The 18447-nt window shown below is 57.9% G+C and carries 15 protein-coding genes and 1 pseudogene; 7 read left to right on the forward strand and 9 right to left on the reverse strand.

What is annotated here, in order from left to right:
- Positions 1 to 257: 257 nt before the first annotated feature.
- The 7 genes from VGO12_RS28320 to VGO12_RS28350 all read left to right on the forward strand — a co-directional run bounded on the left by VGO12_RS28320 (position 258) and on the right by VGO12_RS28350 (position 9718).
- Positions 258 to 2165 (forward strand): PAS domain S-box protein, encoded by a 1908-nt coding sequence (locus VGO12_RS28320; RefSeq protein WP_327516062.1) that lies wholly within the window; start codon positions 258 to 260, stop codon positions 2163 to 2165.
- Complete coding sequence (locus tag VGO12_RS28325; protein ID WP_327516063.1) at positions 2155 to 2778, forward strand: response regulator transcription factor; 624 nt, start codon at positions 2155 to 2157, stop codon at positions 2776 to 2778. Before VGO12_RS28320 ends, VGO12_RS28325 begins: the two co-directional genes overlap by 11 nt.
- A 726-nt stretch (positions 2779 to 3504) precedes the next feature.
- Positions 3505 to 3798, forward strand: a complete 294-nt coding sequence (locus tag VGO12_RS28330; protein ID WP_327516064.1) for a YMGG-like glycine zipper-containing protein — start codon at positions 3505 to 3507, stop codon at positions 3796 to 3798.
- Positions 3799 to 4407: 609 nt separating this feature from the next.
- Entirely contained in the window at positions 4408 to 4857 is a 450-nt protein-coding gene (locus VGO12_RS28335; protein ID WP_327516065.1) for a DUF308 domain-containing protein, read from the forward strand.
- A gap of 715 nt (positions 4858 to 5572) precedes the next feature.
- A complete protein-coding gene (locus VGO12_RS28340) occupies positions 5573 to 6778 on the forward strand; it encodes a succinylglutamate desuccinylase/aspartoacylase family protein (RefSeq protein WP_414650793.1) in 1206 nt (401 codons plus the stop codon).
- Positions 6779 to 7977: 1199 nt separating this feature from the next.
- Entirely contained in the window at positions 7978 to 8469 is a 492-nt protein-coding gene (locus tag VGO12_RS28345; RefSeq protein ID WP_327516066.1) for a hypothetical protein, read from the forward strand.
- A gap of 328 nt (positions 8470 to 8797) precedes the next feature.
- The gene (locus VGO12_RS28350; RefSeq protein ID WP_327516067.1) at positions 8798 to 9718 is read left to right on the forward strand and encodes a LysR family transcriptional regulator; all 921 of its coding nucleotides are present in this window, start codon (positions 8798 to 8800) and stop codon (positions 9716 to 9718) included.
- Between the two features lie 31 nt (positions 9719 to 9749).
- On the opposite strand, the gene VGO12_RS28355 is transcribed toward VGO12_RS28350, so the two are convergent.
- The 9 genes and pseudogenes from VGO12_RS28355 to VGO12_RS28395 form a co-directional block, all read right to left on the reverse strand.
- Positions 9750 to 10994, reverse strand: coding sequence for a Zn-dependent hydrolase (locus tag VGO12_RS28355; protein WP_327516068.1), 1245 nt, complete (start codon positions 10992 to 10994; stop codon positions 9750 to 9752).
- A 35-nt stretch (positions 10995 to 11029) separates the two neighbouring features.
- The gene (locus VGO12_RS28360) at positions 11030 to 12310 is read right to left on the reverse strand and encodes a TRAP transporter large permease (protein WP_327516069.1); all 1281 of its coding nucleotides are present in this window, start codon (positions 12308 to 12310) and stop codon (positions 11030 to 11032) included.
- Positions 12307 to 12783, reverse strand: a complete 477-nt coding sequence (locus tag VGO12_RS28365; RefSeq protein ID WP_327516070.1) for a TRAP transporter small permease — start codon at positions 12781 to 12783, stop codon at positions 12307 to 12309. Before VGO12_RS28365 ends, VGO12_RS28360 begins: the two co-directional genes overlap by 4 nt.
- Before the next feature lie 80 nt (positions 12784 to 12863).
- The gene (locus VGO12_RS28370) at positions 12864 to 13862 is read right to left on the reverse strand and encodes a DctP family TRAP transporter solute-binding subunit (protein WP_327516071.1); all 999 of its coding nucleotides are present in this window, start codon (positions 13860 to 13862) and stop codon (positions 12864 to 12866) included.
- 135 nt (positions 13863 to 13997) lie between these two features.
- Entirely contained in the window at positions 13998 to 14390 is a 393-nt protein-coding gene (locus VGO12_RS28375) for a RidA family protein (RefSeq protein WP_327516072.1), read from the reverse strand.
- A 224-nt stretch (positions 14391 to 14614) separates the two neighbouring features.
- Positions 14615 to 14992, reverse strand: a pseudogene (locus VGO12_RS28380) (LysR family substrate-binding domain-containing protein); the annotation flags it as partial.
- Positions 14993 to 15069: 77 nt separating this feature from the next.
- Positions 15070 to 16035, reverse strand: a complete 966-nt coding sequence (locus tag VGO12_RS28385) for a hypothetical protein (protein ID WP_327516073.1) — start codon at positions 16033 to 16035, stop codon at positions 15070 to 15072.
- Complete coding sequence (locus tag VGO12_RS28390; RefSeq protein WP_327516074.1) at positions 16032 to 17828, reverse strand: caspase family protein; 1797 nt, start codon at positions 17826 to 17828, stop codon at positions 16032 to 16034. The genes VGO12_RS28385 and VGO12_RS28390 overlap by 4 nt, the downstream gene beginning before the upstream one ends.
- Positions 17829 to 18134: 306 nt before the next feature.
- Positions 18135 to 18447 (reverse strand): LysR substrate-binding domain-containing protein (locus tag VGO12_RS28395; RefSeq protein WP_327516075.1); only part of this gene is annotated, 313 nt, incomplete at its 5' end.

Genomic DNA, 18447 nt, shown 5'->3' on the forward strand with positions numbered 1-18447 from the left:
CCATCGCCGGCGTTCATCAAACACCTCGAGGGATAGAAGTAAGCGCGTTTTGTATCGCTCTCAATTGCGATCTAGGTCACGCGCCACTAGACGATGGCATTGCCGCAATCGACCTTCGTCTATCAATTTTTCCTTACGTAACCCGCCGAAATCCCGTAACGATTTCCGGCGGACGGTCGACTACCTTTCGGCATTTCCTGACGTGGTGTCGGAGCTTTTGGGCACCGGAACGTCTCAAATTCTGAACGGAGAGGGTTGTGGAACGAGAGCCGGAAACCGATCCCATTATCGATTTGATCCCCGCGATGGTCTGGTCAGCAACGTCGGAAGGCATGCTGGATTTCGCCAACCAGCATTTCCTCGAATTTATCGGCGCGCCGCTTGAAGAAATATCGGGAGAGGGCTTCTACAAGCTGTTTCACCCGGACGACACGGCACATCTTGCTTCGGAATGGCATGCCATTATGGCCTCGAAGAATGCAAGAGAGGTCGTGGGCAGGCTCATGCGCGCAGATGGTCAGTATCGCTGGTGCACGCTTCGGCAGAAACCGCGGCTGGATGCTGAAGGAAATGTTACGAGATGGTATGGCGTCGTCCTCGATATCGAAGACCGCAAGCAGGCCGAAAACGCGCTGAAGGAAACGAAGACGGCACTTGCGGCCAGTGAAGAAAATCTCAGCCTGATCATCAATTCGCTACCTGTTCTCGTGTGGTCGGCGCGACCGGACGGCAGCGCTGATTTTGTCAATAAAAGCTGGTTGGACTATGCAGGGCGCCCCGCAGATCAAATCCTCGAATGGGGCTTTCTGGACCTGTATCATCCTGACGATATCCCAGGCATGGTGGACATCTGGAAGAGAGACCTTGAGCATTCCGACCACACCGTTCTGAAGGGACGGATCCGCGGAGCCGACGGCAACTACCGCTGGTTCTATTTCGCGGGCCGCAAACTGGTCGATGCCAACGGGGTCGTGCGTTGGTTTGGCTGCAACATCGATATCGAAGACCTGCTACGCGCGGAGATTGCACTGCGGGACAGCGAAGCTGCCCTCAGGGAAAGCGAACGCAAGCTCAGCCTTATCATCAACACCATCCCGGCCATGGCCTGGTCATGCACTTCGGATGGCCGGCTTGAATATTTCAACCGCAACCTGATCGATTATGTCGGTCTGCCTTTTGAAGAGCTCGTCGGTTTCGGTTTCTATCGCATGTTTCATCCCGATGACGTCGAGCCGATGCGTATGGCTTGGGACGAGATCGTTGCCTCGAAGAAAAGCCGTCCGGTAGACGCCCGCATCAGGCGCGCTGATGGAGAATATCGATGGTTCAACCTTCGACAAAGCCCGTTGCTGGATGCAGACGGAAATGTTGTGAGATGGTACGGCGTCGTTGTTGATATCGAGGATCGCAAACGAGCGGAAGAGTCCCTGCGACAGAGCCAGAGTGACCTCGCACATGTGACGCGGATGACGGCCACAGGGGAGCTTGCCGTTTCGATCGCCCATGAAGTCAACCAGCCGCTCATGGCAATCGTTACGAATGCTGGTACTTGTCTTCGCTGGTTACAGCCTGGGCACACTGATCTGGAACAGGCTCGGCTTGCCGCCGAAAGAATCGTCAACGACGGGCACCGCGCGGGCGACATCATCACCACAATCCGGGCAATGGCTCAGAAACTGCCTGCAAAAATCGAGCAAACCGACTTCAAGCCTGCAGTGCGAGAAGTCCTCGATTTGTTGAGAGGCGAACTTCAGAGGCGCGGTATAGAGATCGCTCTCGATATGGCGGAAATGCCAATCGAAGTCCTTGGAGACCGAACACAACTGCAACAGGTTGTTTTAAACCTGGTCATGAACAGCGCCGAAGCGATGATGGTTTCATCAGGGGCAAGACGCATCAATATCCAATGCACCGCAGATGAGCATTTTGCGAACGTGACTGTTTCGGACACAGGTCCCGGGGTGCCGCTCGAGGCGCTGGATCGGGTTTTCGAAGCGTTCTACAGCACGAAAGCCGACGGCATCGGAATGGGACTTTCGATCTGCCGCTCCATCGTTGAAGCGCATGGTGGCCGGATTTCGGCTTCAGCGTCGGAGAATGCGGGAGGAGGTCTGTTCGCTTTCACCTTGCCAAAGGCGGGGGGCGCAGCCGTCCATGATCGATGAACGCAAGAGAGGTCGGCCGACAGTCATTGTCATCGATGACGACGCAAGTGTGCGTGACGCTTTGAGAGGGCTTTTTGAATCTGTCGGATTGACGGCCGAAACCCATGGTTCTGTCGCAGAGTTTCTTGCTGCGGATGATCCGGACCGTGCCGGCTGCATCGTTTTGGATATTCGTCTTCCAGGCCAAAGCGGCCTGGAGTTTCAAGAGGCGATCGCGAAAAGCCGACACCCCAGGTCTGTGGTGCTGATCAGTGCTCATGTCGATGTGGCGATGGCGGTCCGCGCCATGAAGGCTGGAGCAATCGATGTCCTTACCAAGCCGGTACGCGAACAGGACCTGCTCGAAGCCGTGAACCGCGCTTTGGCAAGTGATAGCGCCCGACGGGAAGAGGCAAATCAAACGGCAGCAGTGCGCCTGAGGTATTCCAAACTCACTGAGCGCGAGCGGCAGATCATGACTTTGGTTGTCGCTGGAAGACTGAATAAGCAGATCGCCGCTGAGGTTCAACTCGCTGAGGCCACAGTGAAGCTTCACCGTGGCCACATGATGCGGAAAATGCACGCATCCTCAGTTGCAGATCTGGTTCGGATCGCGAGCATCCTGGAGGGCTAGGTCTTGGCGCCATCATACGGGTTACCGTCAGCACCTACGAAGCGGCACAGATACTGCGACCCGACATTGGTTATCCGCATGACACTGCCGCCGCTTCCGTCAGGATTTTCTTGATTCGCCCTTTGGGTTGCAAAGGCTTACCCTTGCACGATGCCGATCGCCACCAGTTGCCCGGCCAGTTCCGGATCATAGCTCGTCGCCGGTACTTCCTGCACATTCTCGTTGATCATTTCGAAGAAGCGAAGAACTGACACTAAGCCCTTCGTGTGTCGCGCACGTGTATTCTCTACAAAGAGGAGAGAATTTAAGTACAGGATTCCACACATTTTTATGTTTTTCTCCCGCTTGAAAAATAACCTCTCTCGGACCAACCAAAATATTTCCTCTGGAAACTCTGAGTATTACGCGCTATTTTTCGCTTACTCCCGCACGCTACTGACGGCAATATGTAACGCCATAGATTCTGACATAGGCTTTCAACAAGCGCGCATATCGAGGACGAGAGATACACAGAATTTCTCAGCGTCCGCCTCCTCGCAGACGTCCTAGTCTTACATTTTCGCCTGACGCGATCGCGGGGCATAGCAGAAGATATACTCTCGCTCGTGCCGGCATGGCTGGAGGCGCCGTGCCTGGATTGAAAACGGAGGCGGCGGTGACTGTCGCCCTCCCCGACTTAAAGCTCGATGTTGCAAACATTGGCCACTCTCGCCAAGGAGAAATGCGATGATTCGAAGCACGGTACTCCCTCTCATATTTGCGACTGTGGCCGCGATAGCTGTCGGCTGCGCTAGCCAGCAACAGAACCAGCGCGGCCTCAGCGGCGCTCTCATCGGCGCCGGAACAGGTGCCGTCGCCGGCCAGGTCATTGGCGGGAACACAACAAGCACACTCGTCGGTGCAGCCGGTGGCGCACTGGTCGGTGGTGCGGTCGGAACAGCGACAACCTCGCCCGAAAACCGTGGAAACTGCCGATACAGGCAACCCGATGGCACATTTATCATCGCACGGTGCCGTTAAGACCACCCGGTTCGTTCTGTTAGAGCCAGGCCTTGGTCGTTGCGGTATCAGTTGGGCGACCGAAGCAAGGGTGTTTGGCCGCCGGGGCACTCGATGTCATGAGACTGCCGAAGAGCATCAGGATCAGCTATGCGACGTTCTTCGATCACATCAGTAAGCCCGAACCGTTTCCGTGGCTTCAGATTTATTTCTTTCATTCCACTCGCGTCTACTAAAAGTGGGGAAGATAGATGGCTGGATATGGTAACCTCAACGTGATGAGAATGAAGCTGATTGGCTTCGCGAGTATCATTATCGGGTTCCTCGTCGTAGCGTCCGGCTACCGCTATGGCTCGTTTTGGTCCGGGTTCGCAGGGGTAGTCCTTCTGCTTATCGGAATAGCTTTCGTCATCGGTCACGTCCTCCGCCGAAATGAACGACTGTAGCGCCATTGACGTCACGCGGTTTGCAGGGACAAAGCCCACTGACGCAATCTATGCGTCCGGCAGAGCGATGCCGGCAGCGCAATCGACAGATTGCGCTGCCGTTTGCGCGGATTCGGACCTTCTTCTGCGGCACTTTCCGCTAGTCGGAGGAGTGGCAAACGAACAGGGGAGTGATAACCAAACCATGACCTCTCACGACACCATGCCGCGCAATGCAGGTGGCGATCCGACCGGCCCGCCGCCGTCAGTTCGCTTAGTGCTGAGCGGAGTTATGCTTCTAGCGGGACTGGTCGTCCTGACGGATGTGGCGTTTGCGTCAATCGTTACTCCAGGCTTCATCGGAATCGCTGCCATCCTGGTCGGCACATTCGAAATCGTCCACGCCCTGTGGGCGAGAAGCTGGGCCGCCGTGTCGTGGCAGACGCTGCTCGGGTTTCTTTACATCGCCCTGGGCCTGATCCTTACTGACGCCGCCGGCTCGGGCGTGATGGAGATGTTGACGAACATTGTGGCCCGGTCCGGGCGTACACAAGAGCTGTTGCAAACCTATACGATCGGCCTGTTGTTCACCCTGTCGGGATCGTCAGGATCTTGCTCAGCATCAGCCATTGGCGTGAGGCAGGATGGACGATGATGCTGTCGGGAGCCTTTGGCGCCGGGGCAGGATTAACCATCTTGTCCGCGTTCCCAAAGTTAAGTCTGTGGATGCTTGTGCTCTTGCTCGGCATCGATTTCCTGACGCAGGGCCTAGCTTGGCTTAGATTTGCGTTCTCCCCTCGGCTGGCGAGAGGCGGAAACGGTACGGACCGCCCACTGGCATAGGATGGGTCTCAGTGGTCGGAACAGCCTTGCGAAGATCGTCGTAGGGGTATCGTGATTTGCCGCTTTTTGCCACGGGAATACGAATGCGGTACTGCGCGCGTCACCATCAACTCGAAGGAGAGGCCTGATTTTCATTATCCCGTCTTGGAACCACTGCGACCGCGGGCCGGCCTGCAGCGGGTCACTCCTCACTCCGGGATACCATCGTTGTGAGAGACGATCACCGGGCCCTCAATCTTGGCGGGCCAGCCCAAAACGTGAGCATCCTCGCAAGGGCTCTGTAGAACGTCTCACTTGACCCTTCTCTGCGCTTCCGGCGCAATCAGGCGTCGACGTTCCGCGGCTATGCATCACGTCCTAAGTATAGACGCAGTATCCATTTCCTTGGCCCAGACTGTACTCATTGAAGCATTCGATGAATTATGCAGCGGGCGCTTTAGCATCCCGCCCCCGTCTGCGAATTTGGTCCAATCGCCTGTATTGAGGGGTGAAACCCTCGGTACGACTCAAATCAGCGAGGAACGACAATGATCGCGAATGAAAATGGCGAGGGTGTTGATCGCCGCGACTTCATGCTTGCATCGGCTGCCGCGATCGGCGCTGCAACCGGACTGATCGCGGGAGCGGCGCAGGCGCAGACCGCCAACGCACCTGCAAGCACAGAAACCAGTGCGAAGAAAGGAACCGTCTATACCGGTGATGTCATCGGCGGGAAAAAGGTCATAAGTTCGCTCGACGTGAACGACCTTGAGGCCGGGCAGAAGCATCATCTGTATTTTCAGGGGGTGGAGGCGCCCACCGGCCAACACTGGTACGTCTCCGTAACGGTCGCCAAGGGCGCGAAATCGGGCAAGCGTGTCGTTCTCACCAGCGGCGTGCATGGTGACGAGATGAGTTCCATCCATACGGTCCAGACCGTGATGAACCAGCTCGATCCGGCGAAGATGTCCGGGACAGTGATGGCAGTCACCGAAATATCCCGCCCGGCCCTGGAAAGCATGCAACGCCGGTGGCCCAACCAGGGCAGAGGCATCGATCTGATCGACATGAACCGGATTTGGCCCGGAAATGAGAACGGCCCGACTGCGCCCAGCCGCCATGCCGGGCTGCTGTTCAACCGACTGCTGCGGCCGAACGCCGACGCAGCAATTGATTTCCATACCGGAACGACCGGATTCGAAGTCACTGCATTTAACATCGGCGAGGTCGACAGGCCCGAGGTCAAGGCAATGTTGGATCTTTATCCAGTCGGCCAGATCCTCAATATGCCGAAAGCCGCCTATCCCACCGTGCTGCACAATGCGTTCATTGACGTCGGAATCCCGGCCATTGCACCAGAGATCGGCGCCGCGCGCGTCTTGGATCGCGAGATGATCGCGCTGTTTGTAGAAGGTACGATGAACGTTCTCAAACACAATGGCATCGTTGACGGACCGATCGGCCGTACGGCCAAGGGCATGACCGTCTTTGTCGGCAATAGCGGGTTCCCGGTGCTGGCCACCGCAGGTGGAATCGTCGAACATCTGGTCAAGCTTAATGACAAGGTCGTGCCCGGACAAAAAGTGGCTATCCAGCGCAACAGTTTCGGCGAAGTCGTGGCCGAGTATACGTGTGGAGTGGCTGGGGAGATATCGGGGCTGCGCAGCGATGCAATGTCCGAGCCCGGGAACCCCCTGATGTTTGTCCTTTTCAACAAGCCGACGCAAGACGGCGTAGAAACCTATCCGGAGTAAGTTATCTGCCCCGGCAATGTCTGGAGAGCGCAGATGACGACGCTCGTCGGCTCTGGTGGCGGCAACACGTGTTGGCGTCACGAAAATGACCGGTGTTACGCGCATGGTGTGAAGGTTGGAGGACCATCATGTTGGGAAATCTGTCCATCTTAACAATCGGCGCCTTGATGCTCTCAAGCCTCGAGGTTGCCGCGTCCGACGTTTCGATCGGCGCGGGCAACCCCTATCCCATCAGCGACTATACGTGCGAAGACGGCACGCGTCTGGCAGTACGCCTCTTCGGTGACCGCGCGTCAGTGTCCGTCAACGGCGCGACGACCGTCGATCTGCCCCTCATGGGGCCAGACGGTGCGACTTATTCGAACGGCCGGCACACGCTAACTATCGTACAGGGGCGCCTATCATGGGGTGTTGGCCGAGCCGTGCCATCCGCATGCGTGGGCGGTTGAGTGTCTCGGTCGGTCAAGACAGGGAGGGCACGTAACTCAATGAGAGGAACAGTAGCCTTCGCCCGGGGTCGTCTCATCTCGCATGGAATCGACGATGGCATCCAGAAACCAAACCAGCGCGATCTATGTTGAGTGAAAATTCCGGAGCGTCAAAGTAGTTCCGTGACCGCGACGTGGCGGGACACGACAACTACCGTCCGGCGAGCATGTGAAAGAGATCGCCCGAATGGCCAGCGCATTCGAACACGAAGATGTCCACCGAGCGTTGGCAGGATGAGCCATGGCTCAAAATTCCTCATATGTTCCGGTCGATACATTATGCGATCATTATGGAACAAACCATTGTGAGTTCAGGTCGAATTGCGACTTTTGCGGCCTCCTTTCCCGAGTTTGGAATTTGAACGCGTGCGATCTCTGAGCCGGACACCATGTCGGGTTCAAAAAAGGAGCCTCTTCCAGCGAAGAAGAGGCTCTAGGTTATGCAATCACGGCAGGGGTCGTTGCCTGCAGAGTTCGCACCCGCATATGTTACGTAGAGATGAAGCAGCGGCAATTCGCCTGTTCGAAGTGTCACTACGCCCCGCAATAATTAGACTACCCTAATATTCATTAACCTTTACGTGTATTATAGACTGGCGCATTCGCCTGAGTGTGCAACGACGAACGCGATTCTCGGGTGCGATGCCGCCGTCTGGTTGCGCAAGGATTTTGCGCGCCACCATTGCTTCGAACAGCCCTTTAGGGGATGTTATGTTTTTGAAACCGTTGGATTTGCGCGAAGCTTTCGAACAGTGGCGCGACATTGTCCTGACATCCCTGCCCTCCGATAAGCTCGGTGGCTATGTGGCGCTTCGTAGGCATGATCTGACAATCGACCTCTGCAGCCTGGATGGGGATAGCGACCTTCTGGTCTTTTTGCTGGAGAGCGAGGCCTTGGTCGAGCGTTTTCGCCTGGGTTACCCCTACATCGTTACTTACGGAGGAAACCCCGGTTACCCTCTGGAGTATCTTGTTTGGCTTTCTTTCCAGATGCAGGCAAACTTCGAAAGGTTGGGCGCTCTAGAGATGAGCGCGTTTCACGCAAACGAGGACGACGACACGCAGAGCATAGAAGCGCTCGCGATGGGTTTTTCGCGGCAGACAGACTTGGACGCGTTCGTGGTTCGGTTTGATGGTAAGGATCTGCACCTCGACCCGGTTTTGGGCTATCAGGCATACTTGTCCGAGGTCGCAACAAACTAGTGCCCATTCGACATGAAGAACCGCTTTTTGCCGGCGATGACACAGACCCATCACGAACGACGTTGCAAAGACGCCGACCGACAACGCCGCACGCTTCGCATGCGTTGTCGCTTAGAACCCTTCGAACGAAACAGCTCACCAGACAAATCCGAGGTTAGACCGTGGCCGACAGACGCCGACAGACTTGGGCATGGCGAAGCAGTCGCGGCGGCCTCTGCGATTTCGTATGTGTCCGTATCCCGACAGAGCCTACGCTTTCTCAGTGCCTCTATGAATATACCCGCCTTGTGAATTGCCGTTTCGGCCCGCGCTGTCTAAACGTTGTCGGATGTTAGCTGATCTCAACCTCAATCTGCTGCGCTCCTTCTTCCTGATTGCGGAAGAGCGTAGCCTGACACGGGCTGCAGCGCGGCTGAACATGAGCCAACCGTCCGTGAGCCAGGCACTCCAACGGCTGGAGGAACAACTGGGCTGCCAACTCGTGCTGCGCGGCGGCCGAAAGTTCGAGCTAACGGCTCCCGGCCAGAAGGTTTACGAAGAGTGCAGCGAGATCTTCCAGGCGGTTGAGCGGATCGCCCAGAGCACCCAGGAAAGAGCGGTAGAGGAGTTCGGCGAAGTCCGGATCCAGATCATCTCAAACCTTGAATCGCCGCTCATCAACGAGGCTCTCAGGCTTTACCATCAGCGTTATCCCTCGGTCACCTGGACCGTCGACGTCCAAAACAGCCAGGATACCATCAAGCGCATCCAGACGGAGAAGAGCGGCATCGGCTTCTGCCTGCTTTCCCGTCCCGTCTTCAGCCTCACCTGTGAACTTCTGTTCCGTGAGGAATTCAGCGTCTATTGCGGTGCAGAGCATCCGTTCTTCGGCCGCAAGGAGGTGGAAAAACGCGAGCTCAGGCAGGAGTCTTTCGTATCCTTTACTTGCGCGACCGAGGGCATGGGGCTTGAGCCGATGGCCGTCCTCAGCCAAAGCCTCGGTTTGGGGGAGCGCATCAGCGGGCAGAGCCCCAATCTGGAGGAAGTCAGGCGCATGATCGTGGCCGGTCTCGGGATCGGTATCTTGCCACTGACCGCAGTGCACGACGAGGTCGCCAATGGCCTGCTCTGGCCGCTCGAGATCAAGGGTTTCCCGCTCGGCGCCGACGTCTTCCTGGTGACCCATCCAGAATGCGACTATTCCCGCCCCGAGCGACATTTTCTCGAGCTCATCAAGGAGCTGCGCAGCCTCTACCCCGACATGCATTAAGGGCGCCAGCGGCGCCCTTTTCTCTCGACGTTCAGCGGTCGGCGCGTGCGACGACCGCATGCAGGAGGACATTGAGGCCGGGCGCCAGATCGTCCCGATCACAGTCTTCCTCGTTGTTGTGTGTGACGCCGCCCTTGCACGGCGTGAAAATCATCGCCGTCGGGCAATGACGGGCTAGGAAATAGGCATCATGCCCGGCCTGAGACTGGATATCGCGCCAGTCGTAGTCCATGCGGACAGCTTCGGACCGTATGCCATCGACCATCGACCGGTCGAAGATATCGCCGCCCCAGAACCACTCGTCCTCGATCACCGCCTCGCAGCCGGCGCGGGCCGCACTTTCAAAGACCGCCCGACGCATCTTTTCGCCCATCACGCGTGCCGTTGCAGGATCGGGGTGGCGCACGTCGCAGATGGCCTGCGCAGTGTCGGAAAGGATGCCCGGCTTGTTCGGCCAGGCGGCAAGCCTTGCGCCGGTCGCCTTGCCGTCACCGACGGCGAAATCCCAGCCGATATCGTCCACGGCCGTCAGCCAGCGGGCGCCGGCAATCAGCGCGTTGCGCCGCAAATCCATCGGCGTCGGGCCGGTATGCGCGGTCTTGCCATCGAAACGTACACGCATGCCGTAGCTCGGATAACCGCCGGTCACCACGCCAACGTCGCGCCCCTCAAGGTCAAGGATCGGTCCCTGCTCGATATGGAGTTCGTAATAAGCGTCGATTTCGCCACCATGACACGGCTTGTTGCCGTTGTAGCCGATGCGCTCCAGCTCATCGCCAAAGCGGGCTCCGTCGTCTGCGATCAAGTTGCGCACCCAATCGGCCTTGTAGGCGCCGACGAAACAACCCGACGCCACCATGGGCGGAGAGAACCGGGCGCCCTCCTCGTTCGTCCAGTCAACGACGACAATCGGACGGCGGGTGACATGGCCGGCATCGTTCAGTGTTCGCACGACTTCTAAGCCTGCAAGGACACCTGCGATGCCATCGAAACGGCCACCGTTGATCTGGGTGTCGAGATGGCTACCGATCAGGACCGGCGGCAGGGACGGATCAAGACCTTCCCGTCGGCCGAAGATGTTGCCGAGCTCATCGATCTCGACGCTCAGCCCCGCGTCCCGGCACCAGGTGACGAACAGGTCACGCATCTGGCGGTCTGCATCCGTCAGCGTCAGGCGGGCGAGGCCGCCCGGCCGGCCCTGACCGATTTCGGCGGAGCTTTCGATGGTCGACCATAAGCGATCGATATCGACACGGGTATTGGGTGCGAACGACATGGTTCACCTTTCAGATGCGATTGCGGTTGGTCTCATCACATGCCGAACGACATCAGCGTCATAAGGCCCGGGAACAGGACAAGCAGGAACATGATGAGTGTCATGACGCCAATGAACGGCAGCAGGTAGCGGAAGGAGGCCGACATCGGTATGCCCCCGGTGCGGCAGGCGGCCATCAGGTCGATGCCGAGCGGCGGCGTGTTGGCGCCGATCGCCAGGTTGATCGTAAGCAGGACGCCGAAGTAGACCGGATCAATCTCGAAGGCCCGCAAAACAGGCAGGAAGACCGGCGCGAGGATGAGGATGATCGCGATCGATTCCATGAACGTGCCGAGCACGAGAACCGCAAGCATCATCAACATCAGGGCAACGGTGGCACTCTCGGTCGCACCCGTGATGGCGTTGACGACGAGCTGAGGCACCTGCTCGACTGTCAGGATCCAGCCGAAGACCGAGGCGGCAGCGATGACGATGAGGATCGAACCGGTCATCTCCGTCGTGTCGCGAAGAAGGCTGAAGACCTTTTCAAGCGTCAGGCGGCGATAGACTAGCGTGCCGACAAGCAAAGCATAGGCAACACCCATGCCCGCTGCTTCCGTCGGCGTGAAGATGCCGAAGCGGATGCCACCGACGATGATGACAGGCGCAAGCAGGGCGAGCACCGACTCCCGCAGCGCCTCGGCCAACCGGCCCCAGCTGAACGGCTCGCCGCCCTTCCAGCCGTTTTTGCGCGAGATCCACCAGGCAACGAGCATCAGGCCGAACCCGAGCAGGATGCCAGGACCGATGGAATGGATGAAAAGCTGGCCGATGGACGTTCCGGTCGCGGTGCCATAGACGATCAGAACGATCGACGGCGGGATGACCGTGCCGAGCGAACCCGCGCAGCCGAGGCCGGCGGCGGAAAAGCCGGGGTCGTAGCCGCGCTCCTTCATGGCCGGCAGCAGCATCGATCCGATCGCCACCACATCGGCTACACCCGAACCGGAAAGCGATCCGAACATCATGCAGGCGGCGATCATCACGATAGCAAGACCGCCGGTGCGCTGGCCGACGACGGCAGCGCAAAGGTTGACGATCCTTGGCGCAAGACCTCCGTGGACCATCAGAAGTCCGGCAAGAAGGAACAACGGAATCGCGAGCAGGGTGAAGCTGTCAATGCCGGCGACCATACGCTGCGCCACCACCATGACAGGCAGCGCATCGCCGATCAGGAGATAGGCGACCGACGAAAGCGCGAGCGCGATGACGATCGGCGCATCGATGAGCAGCAACAGGACAAAGACGAGAAAGAGGACAATGAGGGCGATGCTCATTTGCGCAGCTCCATGGCAAGCAAAGCGATGAAGGCGAAGGCCGCGGTGACGGGCAGGGAGAGATAGACGAGACCGGCGGGCCAGCTCAGCACTGTCGTCTCATGCGACCAGGTGAGGACCGTGATTTTCCATCCGGACCAGAACACGACTGCGAGAAACAGGAACGCTGCGATGCGCGACAGAAGCGCAAAAAAGTCGCGCAACCGGCCGGGCGCAACCATCAAATCGGTCAGCCCGGCACACAGATGCGTCTTGCGGACAAAGGCCGATACCGCGCCGATGAACGTCACCCAGACGAGCAGCAGGCGCGGAATTTCCTCCGACCAGCGCGGGGTGAAGGAGAAGATATATCGGCAGATGACGACATAGACGATGATGGCGGTGAAGGTGGCAATCGCCAGGCCGCCGATGGTGCCGGCTGCCCGGTCTATGGCGGCGGCGATCCGCGAACGCGGCATCGGTTCACTTTGCATGGAAAATCTCGCTGGTGTCAGGTGGACGAACTCGGCGCCGATGCCGCCCTGCCCGCCAATGGCAGACAGGGCGGAATGCGTCACTTGCGATAGCTGTCCATGATCGCGAGCAGTTCAGGACCGAAGACGTCCTTTTCGCTCTCCCAGATCGGCTTCAGCGCCTCGACGAAGGCCGCCTTGTCGACCTCGTTGAATTCCATGCCCTTCAACTTGAGCTTCTCGATGAGCGCGACTTCGTTGTCGGCGACCATCTGCCGTTGGGCGTTGCCCCATTTGACGGCAGCTTGTTTGACGATTGCCTGATCCTCGGGAGAAATCTGGGCCCAGGTCATGCTCGATACGGCGAGGCATGCCGCACCCCAGATATGACCGGTCATCGAAACGTACTTCTGCACTTCGAAGAACGAAGAAGCATCGATGATCGACAGCGGGTTTTCCTGTGCGTCAAACACGCCCTGCTGCAGGGCCGAATACAGTTCACCGAAGGCGAGTGGCGCCGGCTGCGCGCCGAGCAGTTCGAATGTTGCGAGCCGCACCTTGTCCGGCGTCACGCGGATCTTGATGCCTGAAAGGTCCGCAGGCTTGTTGATCGGATGCTTGCTGTTGGTGATGTTGCGGAAGCCGTTCTCCCACCAGGCGAGCACCTCGATGCCCTTCGGGCGAAGCAGGTCGGCAAGCGTCGTACCCAGCTTGCCGTCAAGCGCTGCGAACGCCTGTTCGCGGCTGGTCCAGGCATAGGGCATTTCGATGATGCCGAACTTCGGCTCGACGAACTGGAAGGAGCCGCTGCCGATGAGACCAGCCTGGATCGTGCCGATCTGCATGCCCTCGATCACTTCCTTTTCCGTGCCGATCTGGCCCGAGGGGAAGATTTCGATCTTCACCCGGCCCTCGGTCTTTTCGGCCACTTCCTTGGCGAAGTCAGTGGAGGCCTTGTGCCAGCTATGGGTATCGGCGAGCACGTGGCCAAGACGGATTTTCGTCTCAGCCATCGCTGCGGAGTGAGTGGAAAGACCGATGATGCCTGCCATCACCGTCGCGGCCAGGCCGCGGGAAATTTTCGAAATGCCCAGTTTCATAGCACCCTCTTTTGTTGCATTTGTTCTGGGCACATTAGGCAGACAGGATCGACCATAGACAAATAACCGGTCCCAATGGCAAGCATTGCGTCCGCCTATGGGACGCAACGCGATTTCCTGTGGCAACCGCTCGGCTCAGCCTACCGTTGCTATGCACTCAATCTCGATGTCAAACAGCGCCCAGGGCTTGATTGCAACGCAGCTTCGAGCCGGAAAACGATCTGGGAAGTACTCCCGATAGACGGCGTTCATCTCGCCGGCCAAGGCATTGTCCGTGATAAAGACGAGTGATTTGAAGACGTTATCAAGCGAAGACCCGGCGTGCTGGAGCGTAAAGGACAGTGCCTCCAGGCAGGCGCGCGTCTGGGTCGTGATATCACCTCTGACGATTTCCCCCGTGTTGAGGTCGATCGGCGGCATACCGCAGGTGTAGAGAAGGCCATCTACCCTGGACAAGGCCGACGTCGGCGCTCCAAGTCTGCGGATCGCCTCGGAAATCACAGGGATTTCAATCAGTTCATGCTTCATTGTGCCCACTCTCTTGCGCTGTTGCAGATGTTTTTCTCGCCCTATTGCATGCCTTGAGGCAAGAGGGGCACAGCGAAGGTCGGGCCACCGGTGGTGATCAAGAAGCCGCTAGCACGCCTGTAAAGACCGGCCGAAAAATGGCCAAGCGCGCACCTCACAACTGAGGTCGCGAGTGGCCGGATGCTTCAAATGCCCGAGACCCACACATTGTTGGCACCCTGCCCTCACCTGCCCGGCCGCGCTAGCGACCGGGCAATGTCGATGATATCGTCACGCGACGCCGTCGGGTCTTCCTTGTTCCAGGCAACGCCAAGGCCAATCTTCAGATCGACGCCGCGTACGGGCCGAAGCTCGAAATTGCGGTTCGGCAGGTCCTTCGTCCATTCCGGCGCAAAGCCGATACCAAGGCCGGCGGAAACGAGCGACACCAGCGAGAATGTATCGTCACAGCTGTAGGCGATGTTGCCGGTCAGACCATGGGTCTCGAACATCTCGGAGAAGTAGCGCTCCGAATAGGAGAGGTTCTGCCGGGAGAAAGCGATGATCTTCTCTCCCCTCAGATCCTCGATGTCGATCTCGCTTCGAAGCGCGAGCCAATTCGTCCAACCTAGCAGGAAAATCGTTTCAAGACAGCGACGTTCAGAACTGCGGATTGTGGCTCTCGTACACAGGGCGATCGTTACGTCCCGACGGCCCGCAGTATGCGTTCGGCAACGGTCTTATCATTGAGGTATCCGATGATGCCGTGTCGATTGTCGGTCGCATTGTTCACCCCGCCATAATTCTCGATAAGCGGGGTAACTGGAAAATTGGCAGTGTCCAGTGGATAAAGAGCCACGACATCGCGCGGGTCGAAGGCATTGAACCACGTGGCCACGGATTTGGGGTAGTTGATCGGACTTAAAGAGCGCTTGATTGCGTTAATGCCGAGGGGAGATCCCAGGGTTACGTATAAAGGTACATTGAGGTCCCCATCGCTCGCCAGCACGTTGTAGGCGACGACCGATCCAAGGGAATGGCCGACAATAACAGTAGGTTGGCGCGTTAGTTCGTTCGCAACGATGGCATCTATCTCGTCCCTCGCCGCGGAATTGGTCGTATAGAGATAGACATCCCTCAGAAAGACTTCGAGAGAGTCCTGGCTGAACTTAGGAAGATGTCGGTCAAAAGCGCGAATGATGGCCTGAACCCACTGCCAGTTCTGCGGGCCGCGTTCTCTCGCGGTCTCGTCGAGTTCTGCATTGATCTGGTCGTCGGTGATCCCTTTGCGCAGTCGAATCTCGTTAACGACCTCTCCCTGAAAGTCGAGAAAGCCCTGATCGGGAGCGTCACCTCTCGAATGAATCTCTGATGGCCGTGGAAGCTTCGACCGACGGACAAGGTCGTCGAGCACCTTGCCGTAATAGGGAAATGTAATTTCAAGACCCGCTGGCACCGTCGTTCCAATGGAGGCAGCTCCCTCTTTCAAGGTGTCATACCAAGTGGCCTTGAGTTCGATGGGGTCGAAACCGCCTTGCCCAATGCCGTGAACGAACGCAAGTTTCAATGGGGTGGCATTGCTCGGGCGAGGCAGCGCGATTGCCAAAGCAATGGCCCCGGAAATCTTGAGCATGTTTCGGCGAGCGATCATAATCTTATCGGTCACCGGAGCCTGCCTTCCTTCAGCGCCTTCACAACAATGTCCATGCCGGGCGCGTCAAAGGTCGTCCACAATGCCGGTAGCAAATAAGCCTGGGCGCTGAGGTAGGCTTCCGGCAGTGTTACACCTCTTACTTTAAGGAGGTTCCACCCCTGCGAGAGCATTGGGCATTGTGGAAAGACATCGTTGGCAACCGCCCCGCTCTTAAGTTCTCCCGAGAGCATCGCGACATCGAAGAGAATCGCATCGAGTTGTCCTCGCATTAAACTGCCGACTGACTTTACCAAGTCTTCCAGAGATGCCTCGTTATAGGCGTAGGCCGCATAGAGACCAAGCGTAGGATCGGCAAACTTCCCCATTCTCAAGGCATTGCCGAGCTCTCGCGCCTGCCTTGTTTTTTCTTCCCCGTAACCTCGGATTCGAAAAACACCGAGCTCCGCAGCCGCTGCAACTGTGGCATGCAACTCACGAATTTGTTCGGTAGGGGTCTCTCCCTGGTGGTCATAGCTGACGTTTCTGACGAGACCTCCCTCTACAACAACATGTCCGACATATTCCTTGAGACCAGCGACGACGGTTCCGGCGCCGCCTTTAAACCGTATAGACACAGTCGCGGCAACGCCCTTGAAGTCGACCTGAACGATCGTCTGGTCACCAGCTACCGAATGCTCAGTTCGCGCTTCGGCAGAAGTGTCGATACTTTCAACTTCGGCTCCCACGACTGTGAATCCGGACATCAGGGATGCGCCTGGCGGAGCCTGAGTGGGGGCTGACAGGATGGCTTTGCGAGCCTCATCAAAACCTGAGGCTGCCGCGATGGCATCCACGCTGGTCTTGCTGAAATTAGCGCGGGGAGCACTCAGGTTCGGCTCGACTTGGGCGAGCGCGATCGTGACTATATCTGAAACAGTCGGCTCGGGCGCGCGCGCCTCTTTGGTCCGAGAAGCTGCTGTGAGGCGTCCAATATAGGTTGAGTCAGAGGAGCATACATCTGTCTGGGGCCATTGCACGCTCATGTCATGTTGCGCGGCTCGCTTTCTCACTTCCCTGAAAAGATAGTCCTCCAGCTTCCGGTTGGGTACGACTTTGAGGTCATTGCCGAGATCAAGCACCATGTTTTCATCAGGATGTTTAAAGGCCTCAAGGAACACCGAGGTGTAAATCCCTTCGTACTGGCTTACGTTTTCGCCCATCGGCACTTCCAAGGCGGCTTGTCCTGGTCTGGCGGCGAAGAACTTGTCGATCTTTGCGTTTGTCCGCCCCACAACACCGGCAGGAACCGGGAAGAGCGAGTCACCACGTAGATCGTCGGCACGCATTGAATCCGGCCTTGAGCGGCAAGCGTCCGATATGAAAACGATATTCGGTGTCGGCCAAAGTTGAGCGCGGTCGAACGACGCGGCGAAGTTGATGGCTTCGTTCGAGTCTTCGGGAGCGCCAGACAGGAGCCAACACTCGGTCCCTGTGACAAGGCACCCATGACCAGCGAAATAAATGACCAATTGGGTGAGGTTAGGCCGCTTCACCAGACCTCTTACGGCGTCAGCGATCGGCTGCATGAATACAGGGGCGACATCGTCGGTGAACCGTCGGACTTCGAAACCTTCAGATTTGAGCCAATCTCCAAATACGTTGGCCCCTGACGCAGCTGCACTGAGGGGGCGCAAGTCCGTTGGTCGGTCCACCCCTATCACAACGGCTGCCCGAGGCGAGGGTATGGCATCTTGCCCCAACGCCCGGCGCGCCACTGCTGCGCCGACCAACGATCCACCTAAAGCCAGAACTTCGCGCCGTTTCATGGAGTCCTCCCAAAAAGATACTCCAGGCCCCCACTTTGTTGCAATGCTAGGGTGCCGCCGACAATTTAAGTAACTTATCATATAAAAGACTGAGAGGCGAGGTTTCTCTGTCTTCCGGCCCCAGACCGGCAGCGCAGCGCGACCTCTGCATCCGCAGCGTCGAACACGCTTTGCGGTCCGCTGCTCAGTCAAATTGCCACAGCGAGCGCCCAGGGCTCGACGGGCGTACGCATCTTTGCATCGGCGGAATGTACGTTTGCCCTATCTCGCAAGGCGGCTCCCTTCATGACTATCTGCGCGCTCCCCTCATCTGCCCGGACGCGCCAGCGAACGAGCAATTTCGATGATGTCGTCCCGTGACGCGGTTGGGTCTTCCTTGCTCCAGGCAACACCAAGCCCGATCTTCAGATCCACTCCCCTCACCGGCCGAAGCTCGAAGTCGCGGTTCGGCAGGTCCTTCGTCCATTCCGGCGCAAAGCCGATGCCGAGGCCGGCGGATACGAGCGAAACCAGTGAGAATGTATCGTCGCAGCTATAAGCAATGTTGCCGGTCAACCCATGGGTCTCGAACATCTCGAAAAAATAGCGCTCCGAGTATGAGAGGTTCTGGCGGGAAAAG

It is taken from the genome of Ensifer sp. (genome assembly GCF_035999135.1).
In the GTDB taxonomy this organism is placed as follows: Bacteria; Pseudomonadota; Alphaproteobacteria; order Rhizobiales; family Rhizobiaceae; genus Ensifer.

Excerpts from the sequence above, each read along its gene's own strand:
- VGO12_RS28345 (WP_327516066.1), top strand. The coding sequence starts at position 7,978 with ATGTTTTTGAAACCGTTGGATTTGCGCGAAGCTTTCGAACAGTGGCGC.
- VGO12_RS28390 (WP_327516074.1), bottom strand. The coding sequence starts at position 17,828 with ATGAAACGGCGCGAAGTTCTGGCTTTAGGTGGATCGTTGGTCGGCGCA.
- VGO12_RS28335 (WP_327516065.1), top strand. The coding sequence starts at position 4,408 with ATGACCTCTCACGACACCATGCCGCGCAATGCAGGTGGCGATCCGACC.
- VGO12_RS28370 (WP_327516071.1), bottom strand. The coding sequence starts at position 13,862 with ATGAAACTGGGCATTTCGAAAATTTCCCGCGGCCTGGCCGCGACGGTG.
- VGO12_RS28365 (WP_327516070.1), bottom strand. The coding sequence starts at position 12,783 with ATGCAAAGTGAACCGATGCCGCGTTCGCGGATCGCCGCCGCCATAGAC.
- VGO12_RS28340 (WP_414650793.1), top strand. The coding sequence starts at position 5,573 with ATGATCGCGAATGAAAATGGCGAGGGTGTTGATCGCCGCGACTTCATG.
- VGO12_RS28350 (WP_327516067.1), top strand. The coding sequence starts at position 8,798 with ATGTTAGCTGATCTCAACCTCAATCTGCTGCGCTCCTTCTTCCTGATT.
- VGO12_RS28355 (WP_327516068.1), bottom strand. The coding sequence starts at position 10,994 with ATGTCGTTCGCACCCAATACCCGTGTCGATATCGATCGCTTATGGTCG.
- VGO12_RS28375 (WP_327516072.1), bottom strand. The coding sequence starts at position 14,390 with ATGAAGCATGAACTGATTGAAATCCCTGTGATTTCCGAGGCGATCCGC.
- VGO12_RS28325 (WP_327516063.1), top strand. The coding sequence starts at position 2,155 with ATGATCGATGAACGCAAGAGAGGTCGGCCGACAGTCATTGTCATCGAT.
- VGO12_RS28360 (WP_327516069.1), bottom strand. The coding sequence starts at position 12,310 with ATGAGCATCGCCCTCATTGTCCTCTTTCTCGTCTTTGTCCTGTTGCTG.
- VGO12_RS28330 (WP_327516064.1), top strand. The coding sequence starts at position 3,505 with ATGATTCGAAGCACGGTACTCCCTCTCATATTTGCGACTGTGGCCGCG.